This window comes from Gemmobacter aquatilis (genome assembly GCF_900110025.1).
In the GTDB taxonomy this organism is placed as follows: Bacteria; Pseudomonadota; Alphaproteobacteria; order Rhodobacterales; family Rhodobacteraceae; genus Gemmobacter; species Gemmobacter aquatilis.
In genome coordinates, this window is the sequence record NZ_FOCE01000008.1 from 1 (window position 1) to 22,029 (window position 22,029).

A 22,029-nucleotide genomic window follows, 5' to 3' on the forward strand; every position below is an offset into this window, starting at 1 on the left:
TGTAAAAACGCGCTGGAACTCAAAACCCCAGCGCGGGTCTTTCCTCGGTTTGGTGGTCATAGCGCAAGCAAAACACCCGATCCCTTCCCGAACTCGGCCGTTAAGTGCTGCCGCGCCAATGGTACTGCGTCTCAAGACGTGGGAGAGTAGGTCACCGCCAAACCTAGAAAAGACCCAAACACTCTCTCTTTACGATACACCCAAACCCGATCAGCTTATCCCATCGGGACAGACGCGGGGTGGAGCAGCCCGGTAGCTCGTCAGGCTCATAACCTGAAGGTCACAGGTTCAAATCCTGTCCCCGCAACCAAAATTTATAACAATATATCAATGACTTAAAGTGATCCAGGGCGCCCCACGGGGCGTTTTTTGCATTTACCACACAGCACAACACGTTTCTTCGCGATTCCAAAGGTTTACAGCCAGTCCGATTTCTTCCGTGCATCACCCATGTGACACGGGAATGGACGGATGTCATGGGACGTTCCGTGTCCAATTGAGCTTGACCAGCGGGTAAACCAGAGCCGTCATGTCCTCGAAACCAACTCGGGGACAGACATGCCCAAAACCAATGACGCCGCGCTAGACGCCTTCATCACCGCCAAGAACGAGATCGACGCAATGCTTGCGCGGCTGGTGGCGCACAGCGCCGACCACTTCGGATACAGCCCCGTGGATGTGAATTGGGGGCCATGTTGAACCGTTAGACCACTACTACGCCCGCCTACGCGACATCACTGACATGGCATTCCGCGAGTGCAAGCACCGGGAATGAGCAAATTGCTGCTGCCCTGTTTTCCAACAAACAATTGCTCCATGTCAGAGCAACGACAATCCTTCACGCCGTTTCTTGACTGCGTCACTGAAAGGGCCATCCACGACTATGGCCAGATGAGTTTAAAGGTGCCTTGGGATGGATAGGCCAACCCGACGGGGATGCGCACGCTCGCCGCGATCTGCTTCTGGAACAGCGCCAAGAAACCGTAGGCGCCGGTGATGGTCCGCACCCCGCGCGCCTCAAGCTCGCGTGCGGCCTCGATGAAGGGCTCGGCCAGGCTCGGATCGCGCTGGTTCAAAAGCCGGTCGATCGAGGCGCCGCGCACCTCCTGATAGCGGACAGGGAAAGGGAAACTGGTGGCATTGCCGACATTGCCGGGCACGCAGGGGTAAGCGGCATCCAGGATCAGGATGCCGATATCCTCGCCAAACCAGGATTGCCGCTTGTCGCGGATCATGCCCGACCTGACGCTCTGTCTGCCCGCCGCGATGCGCTGAAACGGGACTGCAGACGACAGAGGCCCGCCCGGAAATCCAGGCCGGTTCTGTTATTGAAGGGGAACCCAGTCAGCCTGAACCGCCACTTCTCGTGAGGTCGCCGAATTTTGTAGGTCTCGCCAGCTTTTCGGTCGCCACCGACGCCGATCCCGAGGTGGTCTATCGTGAAGGGTTGGGGTGAAGGTGCTGCATCGCATGCAGCGGCGGCTCAAGCGCCATTAAGTCAAATGGCTATGCTGCCAAGCGGCGCCAGCAAACTTGGCGCATCTATCTTCTCTTTCTGAAACCATTTAGTTTCAGATGCTTGCTATAATTCCCGCATATCCGCCGGGCATCAGTGTTCAAAAGTGACGCCTCGTCGGACTGGAGAGTAGGTTCGGTGCGGTGCAGATATACAGCGCGCGCAGCCGATACGGACCTGCACTTCCGGGGGTGCAGGCTTGGCTGATGATACGCCAAGTTCGCCTGTTGGCTTTCGTGGCACCACCAGACCGGGGGGCATCGGAATGCCCCCCGGATTTGCGCCTGCGCGGTTACTGACGTGCCATCATCATGGCAATGGCATCTTCTGGCCTGATCAGGTGGTCGAGGTCTTCCGCATCCTCGGCAATCGCCAGTTGCACACCTCTGATCTCGCCGTTGAACGCATTGTTCCTCGGGCCGTAGTCTTCCGAAACGGGCGCACCCGTATCCTTGCCCACGTCACAGCCGTCGTCGGCCGAGTAGATAATGGCCAGAGTGGCATCGACCCGGCCCTCGCCTACCTTCTCGCCGTTCTGGTACAGGGTTGCCATGCCACCTTTGCCAAGGCCGCCGCCGTCATAAGCGAACTCCATACGGACCTGATGCCGACCCGCCGGGATCGGTTTCGAGGCCTCGATATAGAACCGCTTGAGGCCGCCCCAGTTGTAGCAATACTTCAGTTTCCCGTCCTTGGCATACAAGCTCCAGCCGCCGATGTCGGCCCCCTGCGAGATGATCACACCTTCCGCACCATTCTCCGGCACATCAATCTCGGCAGTGACCGAGTGGGACTTGTTCTTGATGTTCAGGACGGTGTTTTCCGACAGACGACCCATCCCTTTGAAGAGAACCTGCGACTTGCCCTTGATCAGAACCGGGCGCCCCGCCGTATCCGGGTTCATCTTTTCGGCCATGCGGTCGTCAATCGGCAGCACCTTGTAGCGTGTGGCCTCGATCATCCAGAGCCGCTGCAGTTCATGCAGTTTTTCCGGCATTTCCTTGGCAAGGTTGCGCGACTGGCTCCAGTCCTTGGTTGTGTCGTAAAGTTCCCAAACGTCATCATCCAGCGGGACCGGCTTGGCCTGCATCGCGGTCCATGGCGTCAGGTGCTTGGTCACCGCCGTCCAGCCCTTGTGGTAGATGCCGCGGTTGCCGAACATCTCGAAATACTGGGTCTCATGGCGTTCCGGCGCTGCGCTGTCGTCAAAGGCATACATCATGCTGGTGCCTTCGATCGGGTCTTGCGGCACACCATAGACTTCGACCGGCTCGGGCAGACCCGCGGCTTCCAGAATGGTCGGGGCCACGTCGATCACATGGCTGAACTGCGACCGGATTTCGCCCTTCGCCTTGATGCCCTTGGGCCAATGTACGATCGTGCCGTTGCGCGTGCCGCCAAAGTGCGATGCCACCTGCTTGGTCCACTGGAATGGCGTGTTCATCGCATGAGCCCAGCCAACCGCATAGTGGTTGTAGGATTCCGGCCCACCCAGATGTTCCAGCCGTTCGTTCAGGTATTCCGGCGTTTCATACGCCTGAAGACCGTTGAAATAGCTCATCTCGTTGAAGCAGCCGTTGATGCCGCCTTCGGCCGAGGCCCCGTTGTCACCGATGATGTAATAGATCAGCGTGTCTTCAAGGATGCCCAGCCGCTCCAGGTTTTCGACCAGTCGGCCAACATGGTAATCCGTGTATTCCATGAAGCCGGCATAGACTTCCATCTCGCGGCGCAGGGTCGGCTTGAATTCTTCCGGCGTCTCGTCCCAGCCCGGGATCTCCGCGTGCCGGGCGGTCAGTTCGGTATCGGCCGGAATGACCCCCAGTTTCTTCTGCCGCGCAATGGTTTCTTCGCGCAGCTTGTCCCAGCCGCCGTCGAACTTGCCCTTGTACTTGTCGGCCCATTCCTTGGGGACATGGTGAGGAGCGTGGGTGGCACCGGGCGCGAAATAGATGAAGAACGGCTTGTCGTTCGCCAGCGATTTCTGCTGGTTGACCCAGTTGATCGCCTTGTCGGTCATGTCCTCCATCAGGTGATAGCCCTCTTCGGGCGTCTTTTCAGGATCGACCGGGTTGGTGCCCTCGAACAGCGCCGGATACCACTGGTTCGCCTCCCCGCCGATGAAACCGTAGAAATATTCAAAGCCGCCGCCGCCGGTCGGCCAGGCGTCGAACGGGCCAACGGCACTCGTTTCCCAGACCGGCACTTCGTGGCACTTGCCAAACTGCGCGGTCGAATAGCCGTTCAGCTTCAGCGTGCGCGCCAACGGCGACATCGAGTTGGGCAGGATCGAGCAATAGCCGGGTGCACCCGTTGCAATTTCGGTGATGCCACCCATGCCTGCGGAATGGTGGTTGCGCCCGGTCAGCAGCGCCTGCCGCGTGGGCGAACACAGCGCCGTGGTGTGAAAGCGGTTCATCTTGAGGCCACTGGCCGCCAGTTTCTCGGCAGTCGGCGTCTGGCAGGGCCCGCCAAACGCGCTGGACGATCCGAACCCTGCGTCATCAATCAGAATTACCAGAACGTTCGGCGCCCCCTTCGGCGGACGCAGCAATTCTATCGGGGGAAAGCTGGTGTCAGGATCCCGCGCATCATAGGTGATGTGGCGTTGACGCGCGACATTGCGCATCGGCAAGTGCGTGCGAATCTTCTTGTCCTGATCATTCATCGAAATGCTCCATGGGCTTTGATAGCCCTTAGCAGTTACGTTCTTTTGGGGGCGGTCTGGCAAGCAGACTTGCGCAAGCTACGCCAAAATGATGGGCGCCTGATTTGATTTGGATCAAGGCTGCCGCTGTTTATCGTGTAGTTTCTGTGGTTTACGGTCACGTTCCCTTTGTCTGGGCCCTGTTGCCCGATAGATCCGTGCGGATTCATGCCGAGAGTCCACTGCGATAGCCGGGGGCCTGAGTCGCCTGACATCCGGCCTGCAAGACCAGAAACGGGCCGCCCCAGAAGGAAGGGCCAGCGCAGAGTCACAGCACAGAAGGGGCTGGTGCGTGGGGTGACGGCTGTCAGCGTTTCATCATGGCGAGGCGGATCAGCGCGCGTTCCATCAGGGCCATGGCGGGGGCTTTGGAGGTGGAGCGCAGCGTGAGGTCGGTTTCAACCAGCAGGCTCAGCGCCTCTTCCAGCCGTTTGAGGCCCCAGCCTTCGGCCTGCCGCAGGATGCGGTCGCGGCGGGGGCCGAAGACCGGGGGGCGCATCCGTTGCACCCCGGCTGAAGGGCCGCCGGGATCGGAGGAGGCGGCGTGCAGGGTGCGGAAATGGCGCATGGCGCCAATGCAGAGCGTGACGGGCAGCACGCCCTGACCTTCGAGTCGCCGCATCAGCGGGCCGATGGCGGCGCCGCGCCCTTCGGCCACGGCGTTGAGCACGTCATCCACCTCGGCTTCAACCGTTGCGGGGGCGCAGGCGGCGACATCTTCGGGCGTCAGCGGCGCCGGATCGCGGTATTTGTAGAGCGCGATCTTCTCGACCGTCTGGCGGAAATCGCCGGGGTCAAGCTCGCGCGCCAGCGCCAGCAGGTCGGTCATCGCGGGGGGCGCGATCTGGGTCAGACCGGCGCGGGTGAGGGTCGCCTCGATTTCGTCGCGCGAGGGCGGATCGTCGTAAAGACCGGCAGAGCGGGCAGAGGGATGCGCGTCGAACAGTTTGACCAGCGCGGATTTGGAGGTGAGGCCTGCGGCGGTGACCACAAGCTGCGCATCGCCGGGGCGCCAGTCTTTCAGCGCGGCGGTGACGGCGGGGGCGAGGCCGTCGGTCGCCTCTTCCAGAAACACCACGCGGGGGCCGGGGAAGAAGCCCTGCGCCTTCAGCGCATCGAGCAGCAGCGCCGGGTCTTTGCGCAGATCGGCGCCCGACATGCGGGTCAGGCGCATTTCCGCCTCGCCCTCCGGGCCGATCAGGGCGGCGATCACCTCTTGCCGCCGCAGCGCCACGCGCATCGCATCCTGCCCGTAGATCAGCAGGCCGGTGGCCTTGGGATCGGGCTTGGCGAAATAGGCCGGGGCGGCGCTGCCGGTGAGCTTCACAGGAAGGTACCGGACGCCGCCAGAAGCCGGGTGACGATCTGGTCCGCAAGGATGCGCATCAGGCGGTAAGAGGCGTCTTCCTCGGCTGCCAGACCCGCCACGGTAGAGCCGGTGGCCGACCAGGAGGTGAAACTTTGCGCGGTGCCGGTGAGGATGGCGGCGCCGGTCTGGTCTTTCAGCGCCCACTCCACCTGACCGGTGATGTTGTAGCGGGTGATGGCGTTTTCCGGCGTGACGCCCACGCCGATGCTTTTGGTGGTGATGGTATAGCTGAGGTCAAAGCGGGCGTCTTGCGGGCGGCCAAGGCGCTCTTCCAGCCGTTCGACCAGATCGAAGCCGTTCTTGGTATCCGGGCTGTCCACCCGGATGGCGCCTTGCAGCGTGGCGGCGGGGCCGCCCGGCGCATAGGCGGGGGTGAAGGTACAGGCCGCCAGGGGGCTGGCGGCCAGCAGGGCCAGAAAGGTGCGGCGGTCAGGCAACGACATTGATGATACGCCCCGGGACGACGATGATCTTCTTCACCGGCTGACCGGCAAGGAACCTGATGACATCCTCGTTCGCCAGCGCGATCTTTTCAACCTCGGGGGCGGGCATATCCTTGGGCACGCAGATTTCCGCCCGCCGCTTGCCGTTGATCTGGATCGGCAGGGTGACGGTATCGTCGATCAGCAGTGCCGGATCGGCCTTTGGCCAGGGAGCTTGCGCGCAAAGGCCCGCGCCGCCCTGATACGTCCAGATCGATTCCGCGATATGCGGGGTCATCGGCGACATGAGCTGCGCCAGCGTGCGGATCGCCTGTTGCAGCGCGGGTTTGGAGGCATCGGCCTTGGCCAGCGTGTTGGCAAAGCTGTAGAGCGCGGCGATGGCCTTGTTGAAGGCGAAGCCGTCGATGCTTTGCGTCACCTCGTGAATGGCCTTTGCGGTGGCGCGGGCCAGATCCGCATCGCCGGGGCCGGTGTGGTCGGCGGGCAGTTCACCGATGCGGGAGCACAGGCCCCAGACGCGGCTGAGGTGCTTGAACGCGGCCTCGGCGCCCGAGGCGGTCCATTCCACGTCCCGCTCGGGCGGGCTGTCGGACATGACGAACCAGCGGGCGGTATCGGCGCCGAAAGCCGCGATGATGTTCATCGGATCGACGACATTCTTCTTGGATTTCGACATCTTGGCGGAGGGGATGATCTCTACCGCCGTACCGTCGGCCAGTTTTCCCTCGGTCACATCTTCGGGCAGGTGATAGACGGGGCGGCCATTGGCGTCGCGCGTCATGTAGATTTCATGCGTCACCATGCCTTGGGTGAACAGGGCATTGAACGGCTCGATCGCTTTCGCGGGCAGGTGGCCGGTTTTGGCCATGGCGCGGGCGAAGAAGCGGGAATAGAGCAGGTGCAGGATCGCGTGTTCGATGCCGCCGATATATTGATCGACGTTCATCCAGTAATCGGCATCTTCGGCCACGGTCGGCGTGGTGGCGTGCGGTGCGGTGAAGCGGGCGTAATACCAGCTTGAATCCACGAAGGTATCCATCGTGTCCGTCTCGCGCCGGGCCGCAGCGCCACATTTCGGGCAGGTGCAGGTGCGCCAGGTCGGGTGACGGTCCAGCGGGTTGCCGGGGATGTCGAAGGTGACATCATCGGGAAGCTGGACGGGCAGGTTTTCCTTGGCCTCGGGCACCACGCCGCAGGTGGGGCAGTGGATCACCGGGATCGGGCAGCCCCAGTAGCGCTGACGCGAGATGCCCCAGTCGCGCAGGCGGTAATTGGTGACGCCGCGCCCGATGCCGCGCGCCTCGCACAGGGCGATGGCTTCGGCCACGGCGGCCTCGCCGGTGGTGGCGGTGCTGCCGGGCAGGGCGCGGACATAGGTCACGCGCTCTGATTTCATCGGCACGAAGGCTTCGGTCAGTTGCACATCGGCTGCATCGGGGGCGGTGAAGACAGCGTTGATGGAAAGGCCGTATTTGGTGGCAAATTCGAAGTCGCGGGCATCATGCGCCGGGCAGCCGAAGATCGCGCCGGTGCCGTAATCCATCAGGATGAAGTTGGCGATGTAGACCGGCAGTTCCCAGGCCGGATCGAAGGGATGTTTCACCCGGATGCCGGTATCGAAGCCGCGCTTTTCGGCCTTTTCCAGCGCCTCTTCCGAGGTGCCGATGCGGCGGCATTCGGCGACGAAGGCGGCCAGTTCGGGGTTGCTGGCTTCCAGCGCCTTGGCCAGCGGATGGTCGGGGCTGATCCCGGCGAAGCTGGCGCCCATCAGCGTGTCGGGGCGGGTGGTGTAAACCTCCAGCGCGTCGAAGCCGGCGGGGGCGCCGACGGTCTCGAAGCTGAATTGCAGCCCGCGCGACTGGCCGATCCAGTTGGCCTGCATCAGGCGCACCTTTTCGGGCCAGTCTTTCAGCCCGTCCAGCGCCGACAGCAATTCGCCCGCATAGTCGGAAATCTTGAAGAACCACTGGGTCAGTTCGCGCCGTTCGACCACGGCGCCAGAGCGCCAGCCCTTGCCGTCGATCACCTGTTCATTGGCCAGCACGGTCATATCGACCGGATCCCAGTTCACCACGGCATTCTTGCGGTAGACGAGCCCGGCCTCCATCATGTCGATGAACATGGCCTGCTGCTGGCCGTAATATTCCGGGTCGCAGGTGGCGAATTCGCGGCTCCAGTCGATGCTGAGGCCCAGGGGCTTCATCTGGCCGCGCATGTCGGCGATGTTGCCATAGGTCCAGGTTTTCGGGTGGCCGCCGCGTTCCATCGCGGCGTTTTCGGCGGGCATCCCGAAGGCATCCCAGCCCATCGGATGCAGCACGGAAAAGCCGCAGGACGCCTTGTAGCGCGCCACCACATCGCCCATCGTGTAGTTGCGCACATGGCCCATATGGATGCGCCCCGACGGGTAGGGAAACATCTCCAGCACATAGTATTTCGGCTTGGCCGCGTCGCGCTTGGCGGTGAAGACCCCGGCCTTGTCCCAGGCCTCTTGCCATTTCGCCTCGATGACGGCGGGTTCATAGCGCGACATGCTTGCCTCATTCACAACGGATCATCCGCGCGGATTACACTGCGGCGGGGTGAAAGGCCAGTGGGTCGGCGGGGGGCGTAGGGAAAGCCATGGGCTTTCACCCTGGCCCAAATACTCATCTGCGCTGCGGGTCAGCCGGGGCGCCGCCAGGGTGGGGCGCCCGGTGCCGGGTCAGAGCTTGCTGTCGCGGATGCGGATTTCGCGGGCGCGGGTCAGGATGGCGTCTTCGACGGCGCGCTGGGTTTCCGGCGAGACGGCGCCGCCGCCCTTGCCTTGCAGCGACACCTTGAGCGAGCGGGCGTCGAGCGCCGGGTCGCTGACATAGATCGTCGCGCGATAGGCGCGGCCGCCGCCGGGCGGGGTGCCATAGCCGGTGACGATGACGCCGGTGAAGGGATCGACCGATTCGATGGGCAGGAAGTTCAGGATCTCCAGCGAGGCCTGCCAGAGATACTTGTTTACCGCGACGGTGGAATTGGGATCGGCGCTATTCTCGAACAGATCCCAGATGGTGGAGCGTGGCTTCTCGGTGCCATAGGCATTGGCCTGAGCGGCGCGTTGGGCATCGGCGGCCTGGCGGCTTGCCATTTCCTGTTCGGTTGTCACACCATCGGAGCCCAGCCCCGAGAAATTGCCACAGGCCGCAAGCAACAGAGCGAGGCTGCCTGTGGAAAGGACGCGTGCGAGGCTTTTCAGGATCATTCGTCTTCCCCGTCAGGTATAGCGGTTGTCTATCCGAGCGACCGGAAGCGAACAAGGCTTTTCCCGTGCGGCACTCTGTGAGGCGCGGGCAAAGCGGGCCATCGGCATGCCCGGGAAGGGTGGTCTGGCGGCACTGTGGCTTTGCTGCACCAGCTACGCCATGATTGCCCCGGCGCCCCTCGTCCTCGTTGCAATCCGGCGTCCTTCCGTCGAAATAAGGTCCATACCCAATTCGGATTCCCCTGAGTTGGGCCGCACCTTTGAGACAACGAGGGAAGACGATGAAAAAAATTCTGCTTGCGACCACGATCCTGGTCGGCACCGCTGGCTTCGCTGCCGCTGAAGTGACCCTGTCGGGTTCGTCCGTGTTCGGTCTGGGCTACTGGGAAGCGATCGAAGAAGGCAATGACACCTTCTCCGTGATGGAAACCTACCTCACCGCCACCGCGACCGTTCAGTCGGACGCTGGCCTCGAGTTCGGCTTCGAGCAAACCTTCGGCACCTACTCGACCGAAGACGCTCGCGCCGGCGACGGCATCTCGAACGACGGCACCTCGGTCTACGTTTCGGGCGCCTTCGGCAAACTGAGCTTCGGTTCGGTTGAAGAAGCCAACGACTTCGCCGACCTGCCGGACATCGGTGGCCTGAACGGCCTCGGCGTTGACGATGTTGCTGAACTCTACAGCGACACCGGCGACAATGGCGACCTGTTCCCGGGCCTCGGCTACAACCGTTCGTCGGACATCAACTACACCGGCACCTTCGGCGCCTTCACGATCGGTCTGTCGACCAACCTGAATGGCCCGGGCGATGACACCGATGACAGCTCGTCGATCGGCCTGAACTACAACTTCGGCGACGGCTATGTCGGCCTCGGCTATGTCAACACCGAAAACTTCGGTGAAGCCATGTCCCTGTACGCTGGCGGCACCTTCTCGGGCGTCACCGTGAACGCGATGTACACCGAGTTCGATCCGGAGCTCGACATCGACAAGCAAAGCGCCTACGGCATCTACGCTGCCTACACCACCGGCGCTCTGACCCTGTCGGCCGAAGTGGCTGATGCTGACGCCTTCGAGGACACCTCGTACGGCTTCGGCGCTTCCTACGACCTCGGCGGCGGTGCTGCTGTTGTCGGCGGCATCGGTTCGGTTGCCGGCACGACCCGCGCCGAAGCTGGCGTGTCGTTCGAATTCTGATCCTACCCGGATCGGTTTCAGGGAAGAGCGGGCGCAAGCCCGCTCTTTTCCTTTTGGGCCCTGGCGCAAGCCGGGGGTCTTTTCATTTGCGGCGCGCTGTGGCCATCTCGCGCGAAAGACGGAGGCGAAGATGGGACTGGCAGGGATCCGGGCGCGGGTGGCGGCGGCAGAGCGGGCGGCGGGGCGCGACGCGGGGTCGGTGGTGCTGATCGCGGTGTCGAAGGTGCAGCCGCTGGACCGGGTGGTGGCGGCGCTGGATGACGGGCAGCGGGTGTTCGGCGAGAATTATGTGCAGGAAGCGGCGGGGAAATGGCCGGATCTGCGGGCGCGGTTTGCCGGGGTTTCGGTGCATATGATCGGGCCGTTGCAGACCAACAAGGCGAAGCTGGCGCTGGACCTGTTCGATGCGATCCACACGGTGGACCGGGCGTCGCTGGCCGAGAAGCTGGCGAAGCTGGCGCAGGCGCGGGGGGCGTGCCCCGATCTGTTCGTGCAGGTGAATACCGGGGCGGAGCCGCAGAAGGCGGGGGTGTTGCCGGGCGAGGCGGACGGGTTCATTGCCGCCTGCCGGGCGATGGATCTGCCGCTGCGCGGGCTGATGTGCATCCCGCCCGAGGGCGGGGACAGCACGCCGCATTTCGCCGCGTTGGCGGGGATCGCCGCGCGCAACGGGCTGGCTGGGCTGTCGATGGGGATGAGCGGAGATTTCGAAGCGGCGATTGCGGCGGGGGCGACCCATGTGCGGGTGGGCAGCGCGATCTTCGGCGCGCGCGATTACGGCTGACCGGGTGATTTTTCTGCGAAAAATCGGGTGCCCGACGGGGGAGGCAATTCTTCGCAGAAGAATTGTGCGGATCAGCGGATGAGCAGCTTCGTGCCGGGTGGAGCGTGGCCTGCGATCCAGCCGAGGTCTGCCGGGGCGAAGGCGATGCAGCCTGCGGTGGGATAGCCGGGGCGGCGCCAGCGGTGCAGGAAGATGGCCGATCCGGCGCCGGGCGTGGCGCTGGGGCTGTTCCAGTCGGTCAGCAGCACCAGATCATAGAGCGGATCGGCGCGGCGCAATTTTTCGTGCGAAAAATTGTGTGGGGCGCGGACGGGGTGGTTGTAGGCGGGGTCGGCGGGATCGTCGGACCACAGATCGCGCGGGCCGATGGGCTGCGCCCAGGCGGGGGCATGGGCGATGCGGTCGGGGCGGTAGAGCAGGCCGGTGATGCGGTGCAGCCCGGCGGGGGTGGCGCCGTCACCTTCGCGCTTGGCAGCGGCAGGCACGATGCCGCCGCGCCCGAGGGTGCAGGGAAAGCGGCGGCCAAGGAACAAGACGCCGGTCGGGGTGACGACAAGGGTATCGCGGCTCATAGCAGGTGGCCGGATTTGGCGGCCTTGGTGGCGAGGTAGCCCGCGTTCTGCGCGGTCTGGCCCACCTGCAGCGGCACGCGTTCGGCCACATGGATGCCGTGGCTTTCCATCATGGCGATCTTGCGCGGGTTGTTGGTCAGCAGCCGCACGGCGGAAAAGCCGAGCGCGCGCAGCACCCCGGCGCCGAGCCGGAAATCGCGTTCGTCATCCTCGAACCCCAGCCGGTGGTTGGCCTCGACGGTATCGAAGCCCTGATCTTGCAGCGAATAGGCGCGCATCTTGTTGGCAAGGCCGATGCCGCGGCCTTCCTGATTGAGGTAGAGCAGCACGCCTGCGCCTTCGGCCCCCATCTGGGCGAGGGCGGCGCGCAGTTGCGGGCCGCAATCGCATTTCAGGCTGCCCAGCACATCGCCGGTGAAACAGGCGGAATGCAGGCGCGCCAGCACCGGTTGGCTGCGATCAGGCTGGCCGATCTCGATGGCATAGTGTTCTTCGCCGCCGTCCTCGGGGCGGAAGATATGGACGCGCCCGGCCTCGGAGGCGGCCATGGGCAGGCGGGCCGACACCACCTCGGCCAGCGGCGAGGCGCGGGTGAGTTCGGGGGCGGCTTCGGCGATGTCGATCAGGGTCAGCGACAGGCGGGCGGCGGTGGCGGGGCCGTCGGCCACCGGCACCAGCAGGGCGGCGGGCAGCAGATGGGCGGATTTGGCCAGCGTCAGCGCGGCGCGGTGCAGATCGGCAGTGCCGCCACGCAGGCAGAGGAACGGGCCTTTCATCGGCACGCGCAGATCATCCGCCGGGTCGGCCATGGCGGACAGCCAGTCCACCCCCAGATCGGCGGGCAGGGCGAGGCGGGCCAGATCGCCGTCATAGGCGCGGGCCTTCAGCGTTTCGGCGCGCCGCGCGGTCAGCGCCAGTTCCGGCGCCCCGAGCGCGCGCAGATCGGCGAGGCGGGCGGGGGTCAATGCCTCTACCGCGACGGCGAGGGCGGCATGGGCGCCTGCGGTCAGCACCACGGGCACACCCATGCGCAGGTCGCCGCGGGCGCGGGCAAGGCGTTCGATGATGCTGGGGGCGAGGGTCATGGCGCGTCCTTTCCGCCCCTTCTGTAACGCCCCGCGCAGGAAAGTGAAACATTTGCCGTGCTGGCGACACGACCGCGTGAGTCTTTCGTCACAAATCTTGCCGGGTTCGTGTGGCGGGCGCATCTGTGAGGGGAACCAACCACGGAGCAGACCCATGGCAACGCTGCGGAAGATCCTTCTCGTCGATGATGACGACGACCTGCGCGAGGCGCTGAGCGAACAACTGGTGATGACCGAGGATTTCGATGTCTTCGAGGGATCGACCGGGGCCGAGGGGATGGAGAAGGCGAAGGCCGGGTCTTATGACCTTGTGATCCTTGATGTGGGGTTGCCGGATACTGACGGGCGCGAGCTGTGTCGCCGGATGCGCAAGGCGGGGGTGAAATGTCCGATCCTGATGCTGACCGGGCATGATTCGGATGCCGATACCATTCTGGGGCTGGATGCGGGCGCGAATGACTATGTGACCAAGCCGTTCAAGTTTCCGGTGCTGTTGGCGCGCATCCGGGCGCAGTTGCGTCAGCATGAACAATCGGAGGACGCGATCTTTCAGCTTGGCCCTTACACCTTCAAGCCCGCGCAGAAGATGCTGGTGGACGAGAAAGAGCGGAAGATCCGGCTGACCGAGAAAGAGACCAACATCCTGAAGTATCTGTACCGCGCCCAACAAGGGGTGGTGGCGCGGGATGTGCTGCTGCATGAGGTCTGGGGCTACAATGCCGGGGTGACGACCCACACGCTGGAGACGCACATCTACAGGTTGCGCCAGAAGATCGAGCCCGATCCCTCGAATGCGCGGCTGCTGGTGACCGAGAGCGGCGGCTATCGCTTGGTGGCGTGACAACGGAAAATTAACGGTGCCGGTCTTATTGTTGTCGGGATTGGTGCCTATATCTGAGGTTGAGCGGGATTGACACCGCAAACAGTTCCCCTTGCCGCGTCGGGGTCATGGCGCGGTTCCCTCCCTGTTGGACTGGCCGGGCCTCGTGCCCGGCCTTTTTTTGTTCCGGGGGGCGGGGGTGCTGTTTTTTCGGGGAAAAGCGTGATACAACCAAGGGGTGAGCGTTGTAACGGCGCTTGCGTCTCCCTGTTGGACTGGCCGGGCCTTGTGCCCGGTTTTCTTTTGGGGGGTTACGGGTCAAGCTGCAGGCGGCTGCGCAGGGCTGCGACCAGCAGGGCCAGATGGCCGAGGGTGGCGAGCGCGAAGGGCGCGTGCAGGGCGGTGCCGCGCGGCAGCGCCGGGTCCAGCGCCGCGACCAGCGCACCACCGGCCAGCGCGCCCAGTGCCATGGTGCCGGTGCCGAGGAAGCGGTAAATCGCATTCACCCGGCCCAGCAGCAGCGGCGGAATGGCGCGCTGGCGATAGCTGACCGTGACGATGTTCCACAGCAGGCCGGCAAAAGCCTGGGTCCCCAGCGCGAGGCCGATCAGCGGCGCAGAGGCGGGGAGGAGGAAGACCAGGTATCCCAAAGCCATCAGGGCGAGGCTGAGGGTGAGGCTGCGCTGCGGGCCGAGCTTGGCGGCAAGGCCGGGGCCGCCCAGCCCGCCCAGCACGCCGCCCGCAGCGCCGCACATCAGCAGCAGGCCATAGCCGGTGGCGGCCAGGCCCAGCACCTCTTGCGCGTAAAGCACGAGGACGGTGGCGGTGGCGGCGTAAAGCCCGTTCATCACGCCCAGCATCAGCGCCAGGCGCAGGATCGTGCGGTGGCCCAGCAGCCAGTTCAGCCCGGCGCGGAACATTGGCCAGAAGCGGCCTGTGCTGCCGGGGGGCGTGGCGGGCAGGGCCAGGCTGGCGATCAGCGCGGCAGAGAGGGCGAAGCTGGCGGCGTCCAGCCCGAAGGGGAGCGCCACGCCAAGGCCGATCAGCGCCCCGGCCAGCGGCGGGCCTGCGAACTGACCCATCACCTGTTCAATGCTCCAGATCTGGCCATTGGCGCGTTCAAGCTGGCCGGGGGCGACGAGGGCGGGCAGCAGGGTTTGCGCGGCGGTGTCGCGCAGCACCTCGGCGCAGCCCAGGGCGAAGGCGAGCAGGGCCAGCGGCCAGATCAGCGCGGCATCGGGCGGGCTGAGCGCCAGAAGGACGAGGCCGAGCGACAGCGCGGCGCGCAGCAGATCGGCGCGCAGGATCAGGCGGCGGCGGTCGGCGCGGTCTGTCCAGACGCCGACGGGCAGCGACAGCAGCAGCCAGGGCAGGCGGCCTGCCATGGCGACGGCACCGATCAGCAGCGGATCGCGGGTGAGCAGGGTGGCGAGCCAGGGCAGGGCAAGGCTGGACACCCCGTCGCCCAGATTGGTGAACGCGGAGGCGGTGAAGAGTTTGCGGTAATTGGCGTTGTGCCAGAGGGGGCGATCAGTCATCAAGGCAGGCTGTGCGGGGGGCGGGGCTTTGTCAACGGCGGCGGCGGGGGGCTAAAATGACGTGGCGCCCCGATTTCTCCCCGTTGGAATCGCGCCGGGGCGTGATTAGATGAAGGTCAGGGCGCAGGTGTCGCCGATGGAGAGAATGATGGCTCTGCACAAGGTTCTGGGGATTCTGGCGGTTTCGGCCCTGATGGCCGCTCCGGCTTTGGCCGAGAGCCTGACGCTGGATGTGGTGAACAATTCGGCGGCGGATCTGACCGAGCTTTATGCCTCGCCCGTGGGCGTGGACGATTGGCAGGCCAATATCCTGACGGCGACGGTCGGTGCCGGGACCAGCGGCACGGTGACGATTTCCGAGGCGCAGGGCTGTGACTATGATCTGCGCATGGTGTTCGCCGATGGCGATGCGCTGGAGCAGACCGGCAACGATCTGTGCGCCATGGCGTCTTTCACCATCCAGTGACGGCGTTTGACGCAGCCCGCCCGGCCCCCTAGACAGGGGGAAAGAGGAGCGCGCCATGCCATTCACCCTTGCGACCTGGAACATCAACTCTGTCCGTCTGCGCGAGGCGCTGGTGGCGCGGCTGTTGACCGAGGAAAGCCCCGACATCCTGTGTTTGCAGGAGATCAAGACGCCGGTGGAAAAGTTCCCGATGGAGCAGTTTCAGGCGCTGGGCTACCGCTACATGGTGGCGCGGGGGCAGAAGGGCTATAACGGCGTGGCGATCCTGTCGAAATTGCCGATCATGGATGATGGCGACAAGGATTTCGCGGCTTTGGGCCATGCGCGCCATGTGGCGGCGCGGCTGGAAAACGGCGTGTCGATCCACAATTTCTATGTGCCCGCCGGGGGTGACATTCCGGACCGCGAGCAGAATGTGAAGTTCGGCCAGAAGCTGGATTTCCTGACCGAGATGCGCGACTGGTTCCGCTGGGAAAAGCCGGACCGGGCGATCCTTGTCGGCGATCTGAACATCGCCCCACGCGAGGATGACGTGTGGAACCACAAGGCGCTGCTGAAGATCGTGAGCCATACGCCGGTCGAGGTGGAGCATCTGGGCGCGGTGCAGGACTCGGGCAACTGGGTGGACATCACGCGGCAGGATATCCCGTCGGGGCCGCTGTACAGCTGGTGGAGCTATCGCGCTGCCGATTGGGATGGCGCCGACAAGGGGCGGCGGCTGGATCACATCTGGGCCACGCAGGACATCGCGGCGGCGGGCCATTCGAGCCGCATCCTGCGGCCCTGCCGGGGCTGGGAACAGCCGTCGGACCATGTGCCGGTGCTGGCGACATTCGATCTGTAAGAAAGGGGGCGCTGCCCCTGCCGCGTTGCGGCTGCCCGGCCCGATCCTTGCGGATCGGGCGTTCGGGCGCCGCTTGCCCCTGAGTATTTTTTGCCAGGATGAAGGGGCTAGAGCCGGGTGATCGCTTCGGCCACGGCACGGGCGAGGGTGGCGTGGGCTTCCGCCTCGAAATGCACGCCGTCCACCGGGCTGGTTTCGATGACGGTGCCCGCATCCAGAAAGCCGGTGCCGCGTGAGGCGGCGAGGGCGGCGCAGAGCGAGGGCAGGGCCAGCGCCTTGGGGCGGGCGCCCCAGAAATCAGCGGCAAGCACGCCGGTTTCCTGCACCGGCGGCGGGCAGATCAGCAGGATCTTGAACCCGCCATGGCGGGCCTGCATCTCGGCGCCGGTGGCGAGATCGAGCAGGCCGGCAAGGCCGCCCATCACGGTTTCGGGCGGGGCGCCGAAGCGGGTTTTCACGTCATTGGTGCCGAGCATGATGGTCAGCACATCAATCGGCCCATGGCTTTGCAGCGCCTGTCGCAGCGCGGGGTGGCCGTTCATCAGCCCGTCCATCCCCGGATCGTCGAATTGGGCGGTGCGGCCGGGCAGACCCTCTTCCACCAGATCCCAATCGGGGCCGAGCGCGGCGCGGGTCAGCGGCGGCCAGCGGGTTTGCGCATCGAAGCGGGCATAGGTGAGGCGGTCGGTCATCGGCGGGGTGCCGTGGGTATTGCTGTCGCCAAAGGTCAGCAGGATGGGCATCGCGGTTTCCTCTCTGCCGGAATTGCGGCAGGCTATGCCTTGTGGCGGCGGATGCAAAGACCCTTGGCCTTTGGCTTGGCTGCGACCATATAGGGAAGCAAATGGACCCCCCTTTGCGGATGAGGATGACGATGTTCGGACTGGATGGAGCAACGGCGGCGCCGAAAGCGGATCTGATCAAGGATTCGACGGAAGCCACCTTCATGGCCGATGTGATCGAGGCGAGCCGGGAAGTGCCGGTGATCGTCGATTTCTGGGCGCCGTGGTGCGGGCCGTGCAAGACGCTCGGCCCGGCGCTGGAGGCGGCGGTGAAGGCGGCCAAGGGCAAGGTGAAGATGGTGAAGGTCGATGTCGATCAGAACCAGATGATTGCCGGGCAGTTGCGCATCCAGTCGATTCCGACGGTCTATGCCTTCTGGCAGGGGCAGCCGGTCGATGGGTTCCAGGGCGCGCTGCCGGGATCGGAGATCACCAAATTCGTGGAGCGCGTGGCGGCGCTGGCCGGCGATGGCGGGCTGGCCGAGGCGATCGAGGCGGCAGAGCAGATGCTGGCCGAGGGCGCGGCGGTGGATGCGGTCGAGACCTTCGCGGCGATTCTGGGCGAAGAGCCGGAGAATGCGGCGGCCTTTGGCGGGCTGGTGCGGTCTTATCTGGCGCTGGGGCAGGTGGAGCAGGCCGAGGGCTTTCTGGCCGGGGTGCCCGCGAAGATCGCCGGGGCCAAGGAAGTGGACGCCGCGCGGGCGCAGATCGAACTGGCCAAGCAGGCCGCCAAGGCCGGGCCGCTGGACGCGCTGGAGGCGGCGGTGGCCGCCAATGCCGACGACCATCAGGCGCGCTTCGATCTGGCGGTGGCGCTGAATGCCGCCGGGCAAGTGGATGCGGCGGTGGACCAGTTGCTGGAGCTGTTCCGGCGTGACCGGGAGTGGAACGAGGGCGCGGCGCGGGCGCAGTTGCTGACGATTTTCGATGCGCTGAAGCCCACCGACCCCATCGTGCTGAAGGGGCGGCGGCGGCTGTCGTCGATGATATTTGCCTGATGGCGCGCGCGGTCTAGGTTAGTGCCATGATCAAAGCAGCCGACCTTCCCGAAGTCATCGCGGTGTTCCCGCTTCCCGGTGCGTTGTTGCTGCCGCGGGGGCGGTTGCCGCTGCATATTTTCGAGCCGCGCTATCTTGCGATGCTGAGCGACTGCATGAAGACCGGCACGCGGCTGATCGGCATGGTGCAGCCGCGCGAGGTGCCGGGTGGGGCTGAGAAGCGGTTGCAGGCGATTGGCTGTGCCGGGCGGCTGACCGGGTTTTCCGAGACGGAAGACGGGCGCTACATGATCACCCTGTCGGGGATTTCGCGGTTCCGGGTGCGCGAGGAGGTGCAGGGCTTTCAGCCCTATCGGCGCTGCGCCGTGGATTGGGCGCCGTTCGCCCGCGATCTGGGCGGGGTGGAGAAGGATGCGGGTTTCCGGCGGGCCGAGTTTCTGGAGCTGCTGGGGCGGTATTTTCAGGCGATGAACCTGTCCACCGACTGGGGCAGCCTGAAGGAGGCGGAGGAGGAGATGCTGGTCAACACCCTGTCCATGCTGTGCCCCTTTGAGCCCGAGGACAAGCAGGCGCTGCTGGAGGCGCCCTCGCTGACCACGCGGCGCGAAACGCTGGTGACATTGATGGAGATTGCCCTGCGGGGCGGCACGGAAGGGGAGCGGTTGCAATGAGCGATCAGGTGGTGGTGGATCGTCGGATGCTGGAGGCGCTGGTCTGCCCGGTGACGCAGGCGGTGTTGAGCTATGACGCGGAGCGGAAAGAGCTGGTGTCGAAGGCGGCCAATCTGGCCTTTCCGGTGCGGGACGGGATTCCGATCATGCTGGTGAGTGAAGCGCGGGCGTTGGAATAGGCGGAGAGCGCCGGGGGCTTTGCCCCCGGACCCCCAGGATATTTAGAAACAGAAAATGAAGGAGGCGGGTGTTTTGGACCCGCCTCAGATCTTTTGGCCGGCGAGCAGGCGGGGCAGATCGCCGCTGAGGCCTGCGGCCTGACGCATGAAGTGGCGGCGCAGGCCGGGCAGGGCGCCTACGAGGCCAAGGCCGAGGTCGCGCCCGGCGCGCAGCAGCGGATTGTTGTTGGAAAACAGCCGGTTCACCGTATCCATGCCAAGCGCGAGGGTGGTGCTGTCAAAGCGGCGCCAGCGTTGATAGGCGTCCAGCGTGACCGGGCTGCCGATGTCATCGCCGCGGCGCCGCGCCTCGATCAGCGTCTGGGCCAGCGCCGCCACATCGCGCAGGCCGAGGTTGAGGCCCTGCCCCGCAATGGGGTGGACTCCATGCGCGGCATCGCCCACCAGCGCCACGCGCGGCGCGATGAAGGCATTGGCCAGCGTCAGGTTCAGCGGATAGGTGAACCGCGCCCCGGCCAGCGTGATGGCGCCGAGGTAATCGCCGAAGCGGGGGCGCAGGGCATCGAGGTATTCGGCATCGGGCAGCGACTGGATCGCCTGCGCGGTGGCGTCGGATTCGGACCAGACGATGCTGGAATGGTGGCCGCCGGGCAGCGGCAGGATGGCCAGCGGGCCGGAGGGCATGAAGAACTGCTGCGCCGTGCCTTCGTGATCTTTCTCGTGGTGAATGGCGGTGACCAGCGCGGTCTGGCCATAGCCCCAGCCGGTGCGCTTGATCCCGGCGCGGGCGGCAGTGCCCGAGGTGCGGCCATCGCAGCCGACCAGCAGGCGGGCGGTGATCTGGCGGCCCGAGGCGAGGGTGACGGTGATCGCCTGCGGCTGCGGCTCTTGCGCCACCACGGTTTCGCCGGACAGCAGGGTGATGCGCGGGTCTGCCTGCATCGCGGCGAGGAAGGCGGCATAGAGGTGGCGGTCTTCGACCATGTAGCCCATCGGGCCTTCCTCCAGCTCCGCGCTGTCGAAGCCGAGGAAGAAGGGCGAGGGGCCCTGGCCTGCGATGCCGTCGGAGGCCTTGATCTTGAGGATCGGCTGGCTGGCGGCGATGCGTGGCCAGACGCCGGTGACGGCGAGCAGGCGTTGCGAGGCCAGCGCCAGCGCATAGGCGCGGCCGTCGAACCCGGCCTCGGCCCGGGCGGGGGCGGGGCGGCTGTCTACCACCGTGACGGAAAGCCCGCCTTGCGCGAGGGCGAGGGCGAGGGCGGGGCCGTTCAGGCCGCCACCGGCGATGAGAATGTCTGTATCCGGCATCATGGGGTTAAATATGGTGGTGCGGGCGGGATTGTCCATGCGCGGAAGCGTCGCTAGCGTGGGGGCAAATCGGAGGGTCGGCATGGACAAGTGGCTTGGGCGGACGGCGGCGGATCTGGGGCGGGCGATCGGGGCGGGCAAGCTGCATCCGGTGGACTTGACGGAAGCCTATCTGGAGGCGATTGCCAGCCACCCCGATGCGCCCCGCATCTATGCCCGCACCACGCCGCGCCGGGCGCAATCCATGGCGATGGCGGCGGCACAGCGGGCGCGCAGTGGCACGCGGATCGGGCTGCTGGACGGGGTGCCGCTGAGCTGGAAAGACAATTTCGACGCGGCGGGGGCGGTGTGCGAGGCGGGCTCGGCGCTGCTGAAGGGGCGGGTGCCCGCCGTGGATGCCGAGGTGCTGCATTCGGCGACGGCGCAGGGGCTGATCTGTCTGGGCAAGACGCATATGACGGAACTGGCCTTTTCGGGGCTGGGGTTGAACCCGGTGACGGCGACGCCGCCTTGCGTGAATTTTCCGGGCGCGGTGCCGGGGGGATCAAGCTCTGGGGCGGCGGCCTCGGTGGCCTTCGGGCTGGCGCCTGCGGCGATTGGCACGGATACCGGGGGATCGGTGCGGATACCGGCGGCGTGGAACGACCTTGTGGGGTTGAAGACCACGCCGGGGCGGCTGTCGCTGAAGGGCGTGGTGCCGCTGTGCGAGCGGTTTGATACGGTGGGGCCGCTGGCGCATACGGTGGAGGATTGCGCGCTGCTGCTGGCGGTGCTGGAAGGCGGCGCGCCTGCCGATCTGGCGGGGGTCAGCCTTGCGGGCACGCGGATCGCGGTGCTGGACAGCGTGGCGATGGATGACTTGCGCGAAGCCCCGGCGAAGGGGTTCGAGGATGCGCTGGCGGGCATGGCCAAGGCCGGGGCGGGGATCGCGCATATCCGCCTGCCCGAGGTGGAGGAGGCGATGCGCATCGCCGGGGTGGTGTTCACCCCCGAGGCCTATGCGATCTGGGGCGAGACCATCGAGGCCGCGCCGCACAAGATGTATGCGCCGGTGCTGGAGCGGTTCCGGTCGGGCGCCACGGTGAAGGCCACCGACTATGTGGCGGGCTGGCGACGGCTGGAGGTGTTGCGCGGCATCTGGGGCAAGCTGACGGCGGGCTATGATGCGGTGGCGATTCCCACCTCGGCGATTCTGCCGCCCGAGGCGCAGCGGCTGCTGGACGACCCGGCCTATTTCGCCGCGGAGAACCTGCTGGCGCTGCGCAACACGCGGATCGGCAATCTGTTCGGGCTGTGCGTGCTGACGCTGCCGACGGGGCAGCCGTCTTGCGGGATCAGCCTGATGGCCGAACCGGGCAAGGAGGAACGGCTTTTGCGGCTGGGCGCTGCGGTGGAACGCGCGCTGGGCTGAGGGCGGAAAAGCCACAATTTTCACCGCCTTGGCCGGGGGCCCCGTTCGTTTTTCTGGACCGCGCGGGCGAGGCCCGCTATCCTGACCTCGAACGGGGCGACA

The 22,029-nt window shown here is 65.4% G+C and carries 21 protein-coding genes, 1 tRNA gene and 1 rRNA gene; 12 read left to right on the forward strand and 11 right to left on the reverse strand.

The window, feature by feature from the left end; genetic code table 11:
* The first annotated feature begins 48 nt into the window (after positions 1-48).
* From rrf to BMX43_RS20460, 3 genes are all read left to right on the forward strand, one after another.
* Positions 49-163, forward strand: a 5S ribosomal RNA gene (rrf, locus tag BMX43_RS13430).
* 70 nt (positions 164-233) lie between these two features.
* Positions 234-310 (forward strand) — tRNA-Met (locus BMX43_RS13435).
* Between the two features lie 248 nt (positions 311-558).
* A complete protein-coding gene (locus BMX43_RS20460) occupies positions 559-699 on the forward strand; it encodes a hypothetical protein (protein WP_342711573.1) in 141 nt (46 codons plus the stop codon).
* Between the two features lie 182 nt (positions 700-881).
* Here BMX43_RS20460 and BMX43_RS13445 read toward each other — a convergent pair whose 3' ends face one another.
* The 6 genes from BMX43_RS13445 to BMX43_RS13470 all read right to left on the reverse strand — a co-directional run bounded on the left by BMX43_RS13445 (position 882) and on the right by BMX43_RS13470 (position 9,270).
* Positions 882-1,235, reverse strand: a complete 354-nt coding sequence (locus BMX43_RS13445) for an aspartate/glutamate racemase family protein (protein WP_217643965.1) — start codon at positions 1,233-1,235, stop codon at positions 882-884.
* A gap of 573 nt (positions 1,236-1,808) precedes the next feature.
* Positions 1,809-4,184, reverse strand: coding sequence for an arylsulfatase (locus BMX43_RS13450; protein ID WP_091302243.1), 2,376 nt, complete (start codon positions 4,182-4,184; stop codon positions 1,809-1,811).
* Between the two features lie 346 nt (positions 4,185-4,530).
* Positions 4,531-5,550: a DNA polymerase III subunit delta gene (gene holA / locus BMX43_RS13455; protein ID WP_091302245.1), complete on the reverse strand. Its 1,020-nt coding sequence runs from the start codon at positions 5,548-5,550 to the stop codon at positions 4,531-4,533.
* Positions 5,547-6,035: an LPS assembly lipoprotein LptE gene (lptE, locus tag BMX43_RS13460; RefSeq protein WP_091302247.1), complete on the reverse strand. Its 489-nt coding sequence runs from the start codon at positions 6,033-6,035 to the stop codon at positions 5,547-5,549. Before lptE ends, holA begins: the two co-directional genes overlap by 4 nt.
* Positions 6,022-8,568: a leucine--tRNA ligase gene (gene leuS, locus BMX43_RS13465; RefSeq protein WP_091302248.1), complete on the reverse strand. Its 2,547-nt coding sequence runs from the start codon at positions 8,566-8,568 to the stop codon at positions 6,022-6,024. Before leuS ends, lptE begins: the two co-directional genes overlap by 14 nt.
* A 171-nt stretch (positions 8,569-8,739) precedes the next feature.
* Positions 8,740-9,270: a DUF3576 domain-containing protein gene (locus BMX43_RS13470; RefSeq protein ID WP_091302250.1), complete on the reverse strand. Its 531-nt coding sequence runs from the start codon at positions 9,268-9,270 to the stop codon at positions 8,740-8,742.
* A gap of 281 nt (positions 9,271-9,551) precedes the next feature.
* Here BMX43_RS13470 and BMX43_RS13475 point away from each other — a divergent pair, with 281 nt between their 5' ends.
* Together BMX43_RS13475 and BMX43_RS13480 are read left to right on the forward strand one after the other, a co-directional pair.
* Entirely contained in the window at positions 9,552-10,469 is a 918-nt protein-coding gene (locus tag BMX43_RS13475; RefSeq protein ID WP_091302252.1) for a porin, read from the forward strand.
* Between the two features lie 130 nt (positions 10,470-10,599).
* Positions 10,600-11,253 carry a YggS family pyridoxal phosphate-dependent enzyme gene (locus tag BMX43_RS13480; protein WP_091302254.1) on the forward strand — a complete coding sequence of 218 codons (654 nt, stop codon included), beginning with the start codon at positions 10,600-10,602 and terminating at the stop codon, positions 11,251-11,253.
* A gap of 71 nt (positions 11,254-11,324) precedes the next feature.
* On the opposite strand, the gene BMX43_RS13485 is transcribed toward BMX43_RS13480, so the two are convergent.
* On the reverse strand, positions 11,325-11,825 hold the full coding sequence (locus BMX43_RS13485; RefSeq protein WP_091302256.1) for a L,D-transpeptidase family protein: 501 nt from the start codon (positions 11,823-11,825) through the stop codon (positions 11,325-11,327).
* A complete protein-coding gene (ribA, locus tag BMX43_RS13490) occupies positions 11,822-12,910 on the reverse strand; it encodes a GTP cyclohydrolase II (RefSeq protein ID WP_091302258.1) in 1,089 nt (362 codons plus the stop codon). Before ribA ends, BMX43_RS13485 begins: the two co-directional genes overlap by 4 nt.
* A 154-nt stretch (positions 12,911-13,064) precedes the next feature.
* Here ribA and BMX43_RS13495 point away from each other — a divergent pair, with 154 nt between their 5' ends.
* Entirely contained in the window at positions 13,065-13,751 is a 687-nt protein-coding gene (locus tag BMX43_RS13495) for a response regulator transcription factor (RefSeq protein WP_091302260.1), read from the forward strand.
* A gap of 290 nt (positions 13,752-14,041) precedes the next feature.
* Here the strand turns inward: BMX43_RS13495 and BMX43_RS13500 are convergent, their stop codons facing one another.
* Positions 14,042-15,268 carry an MFS transporter gene (locus tag BMX43_RS13500; protein ID WP_091302263.1) on the reverse strand — a complete coding sequence of 409 codons (1,227 nt, stop codon included), beginning with the start codon at positions 15,266-15,268 and terminating at the stop codon, positions 14,042-14,044.
* A 148-nt stretch (positions 15,269-15,416) separates the two neighbouring features.
* Here BMX43_RS13500 and BMX43_RS13505 point away from each other — a divergent pair, with 148 nt between their 5' ends.
* Both BMX43_RS13505 and BMX43_RS13510 read left to right on the forward strand, forming a co-directional pair.
* Positions 15,417-15,734 carry a hypothetical protein gene (locus BMX43_RS13505; RefSeq protein WP_245749475.1) on the forward strand — a complete coding sequence of 106 codons (318 nt, stop codon included), beginning with the start codon at positions 15,417-15,419 and terminating at the stop codon, positions 15,732-15,734.
* A 55-nt stretch (positions 15,735-15,789) separates the two neighbouring features.
* Positions 15,790-16,578: an exodeoxyribonuclease III gene (locus tag BMX43_RS13510; RefSeq protein ID WP_091302265.1), complete on the forward strand. Its 789-nt coding sequence runs from the start codon at positions 15,790-15,792 to the stop codon at positions 16,576-16,578.
* 107 nt (positions 16,579-16,685) lie between these two features.
* Here BMX43_RS13510 and BMX43_RS13515 read toward each other — a convergent pair whose 3' ends face one another.
* The gene (locus BMX43_RS13515) at positions 16,686-17,321 is read right to left on the reverse strand and encodes an SGNH/GDSL hydrolase family protein (RefSeq protein ID WP_091302267.1); all 636 of its coding nucleotides are present in this window, start codon (positions 17,319-17,321) and stop codon (positions 16,686-16,688) included.
* A gap of 131 nt (positions 17,322-17,452) precedes the next feature.
* Between BMX43_RS13515 and trxA the strand changes: the two genes are divergently transcribed.
* The 3 genes from trxA to BMX43_RS13530 are packed head-to-tail and all read left to right on the forward strand — an operon-like array spanning position 17,453 to position 19,208.
* The gene (trxA, locus tag BMX43_RS13520) at positions 17,453-18,358 is read left to right on the forward strand and encodes a thioredoxin (RefSeq protein ID WP_175482125.1); all 906 of its coding nucleotides are present in this window, start codon (positions 17,453-17,455) and stop codon (positions 18,356-18,358) included.
* 26 nt (positions 18,359-18,384) lie between these two features.
* Complete coding sequence (locus BMX43_RS13525; protein WP_091302273.1) at positions 18,385-19,029, forward strand: LON peptidase substrate-binding domain-containing protein; 645 nt, start codon at positions 18,385-18,387, stop codon at positions 19,027-19,029.
* Positions 19,026-19,208, forward strand: a complete 183-nt coding sequence (locus BMX43_RS13530; protein WP_091302275.1) for a Trm112 family protein — start codon at positions 19,026-19,028, stop codon at positions 19,206-19,208. The genes BMX43_RS13525 and BMX43_RS13530 overlap by 4 nt, the downstream gene beginning before the upstream one ends.
* 84 nt (positions 19,209-19,292) lie before the next feature.
* Here the strand turns inward: BMX43_RS13530 and BMX43_RS13535 are convergent, their stop codons facing one another.
* Positions 19,293-20,519 (reverse strand): UbiH/UbiF/VisC/COQ6 family ubiquinone biosynthesis hydroxylase, encoded by a 1,227-nt coding sequence (locus BMX43_RS13535; RefSeq protein WP_091302521.1) that lies wholly within the window; start codon positions 20,517-20,519, stop codon positions 19,293-19,295.
* Positions 20,520-20,598: 79 nt separating this feature from the next.
* Between BMX43_RS13535 and BMX43_RS13540 the strand changes: the two genes are divergently transcribed.
* Positions 20,599-21,927: an amidase gene (locus BMX43_RS13540; RefSeq protein WP_091302277.1), complete on the forward strand. Its 1,329-nt coding sequence runs from the start codon at positions 20,599-20,601 to the stop codon at positions 21,925-21,927.
* The last annotated feature ends 102 nt before the right edge of the window (positions 21,928-22,029 follow it).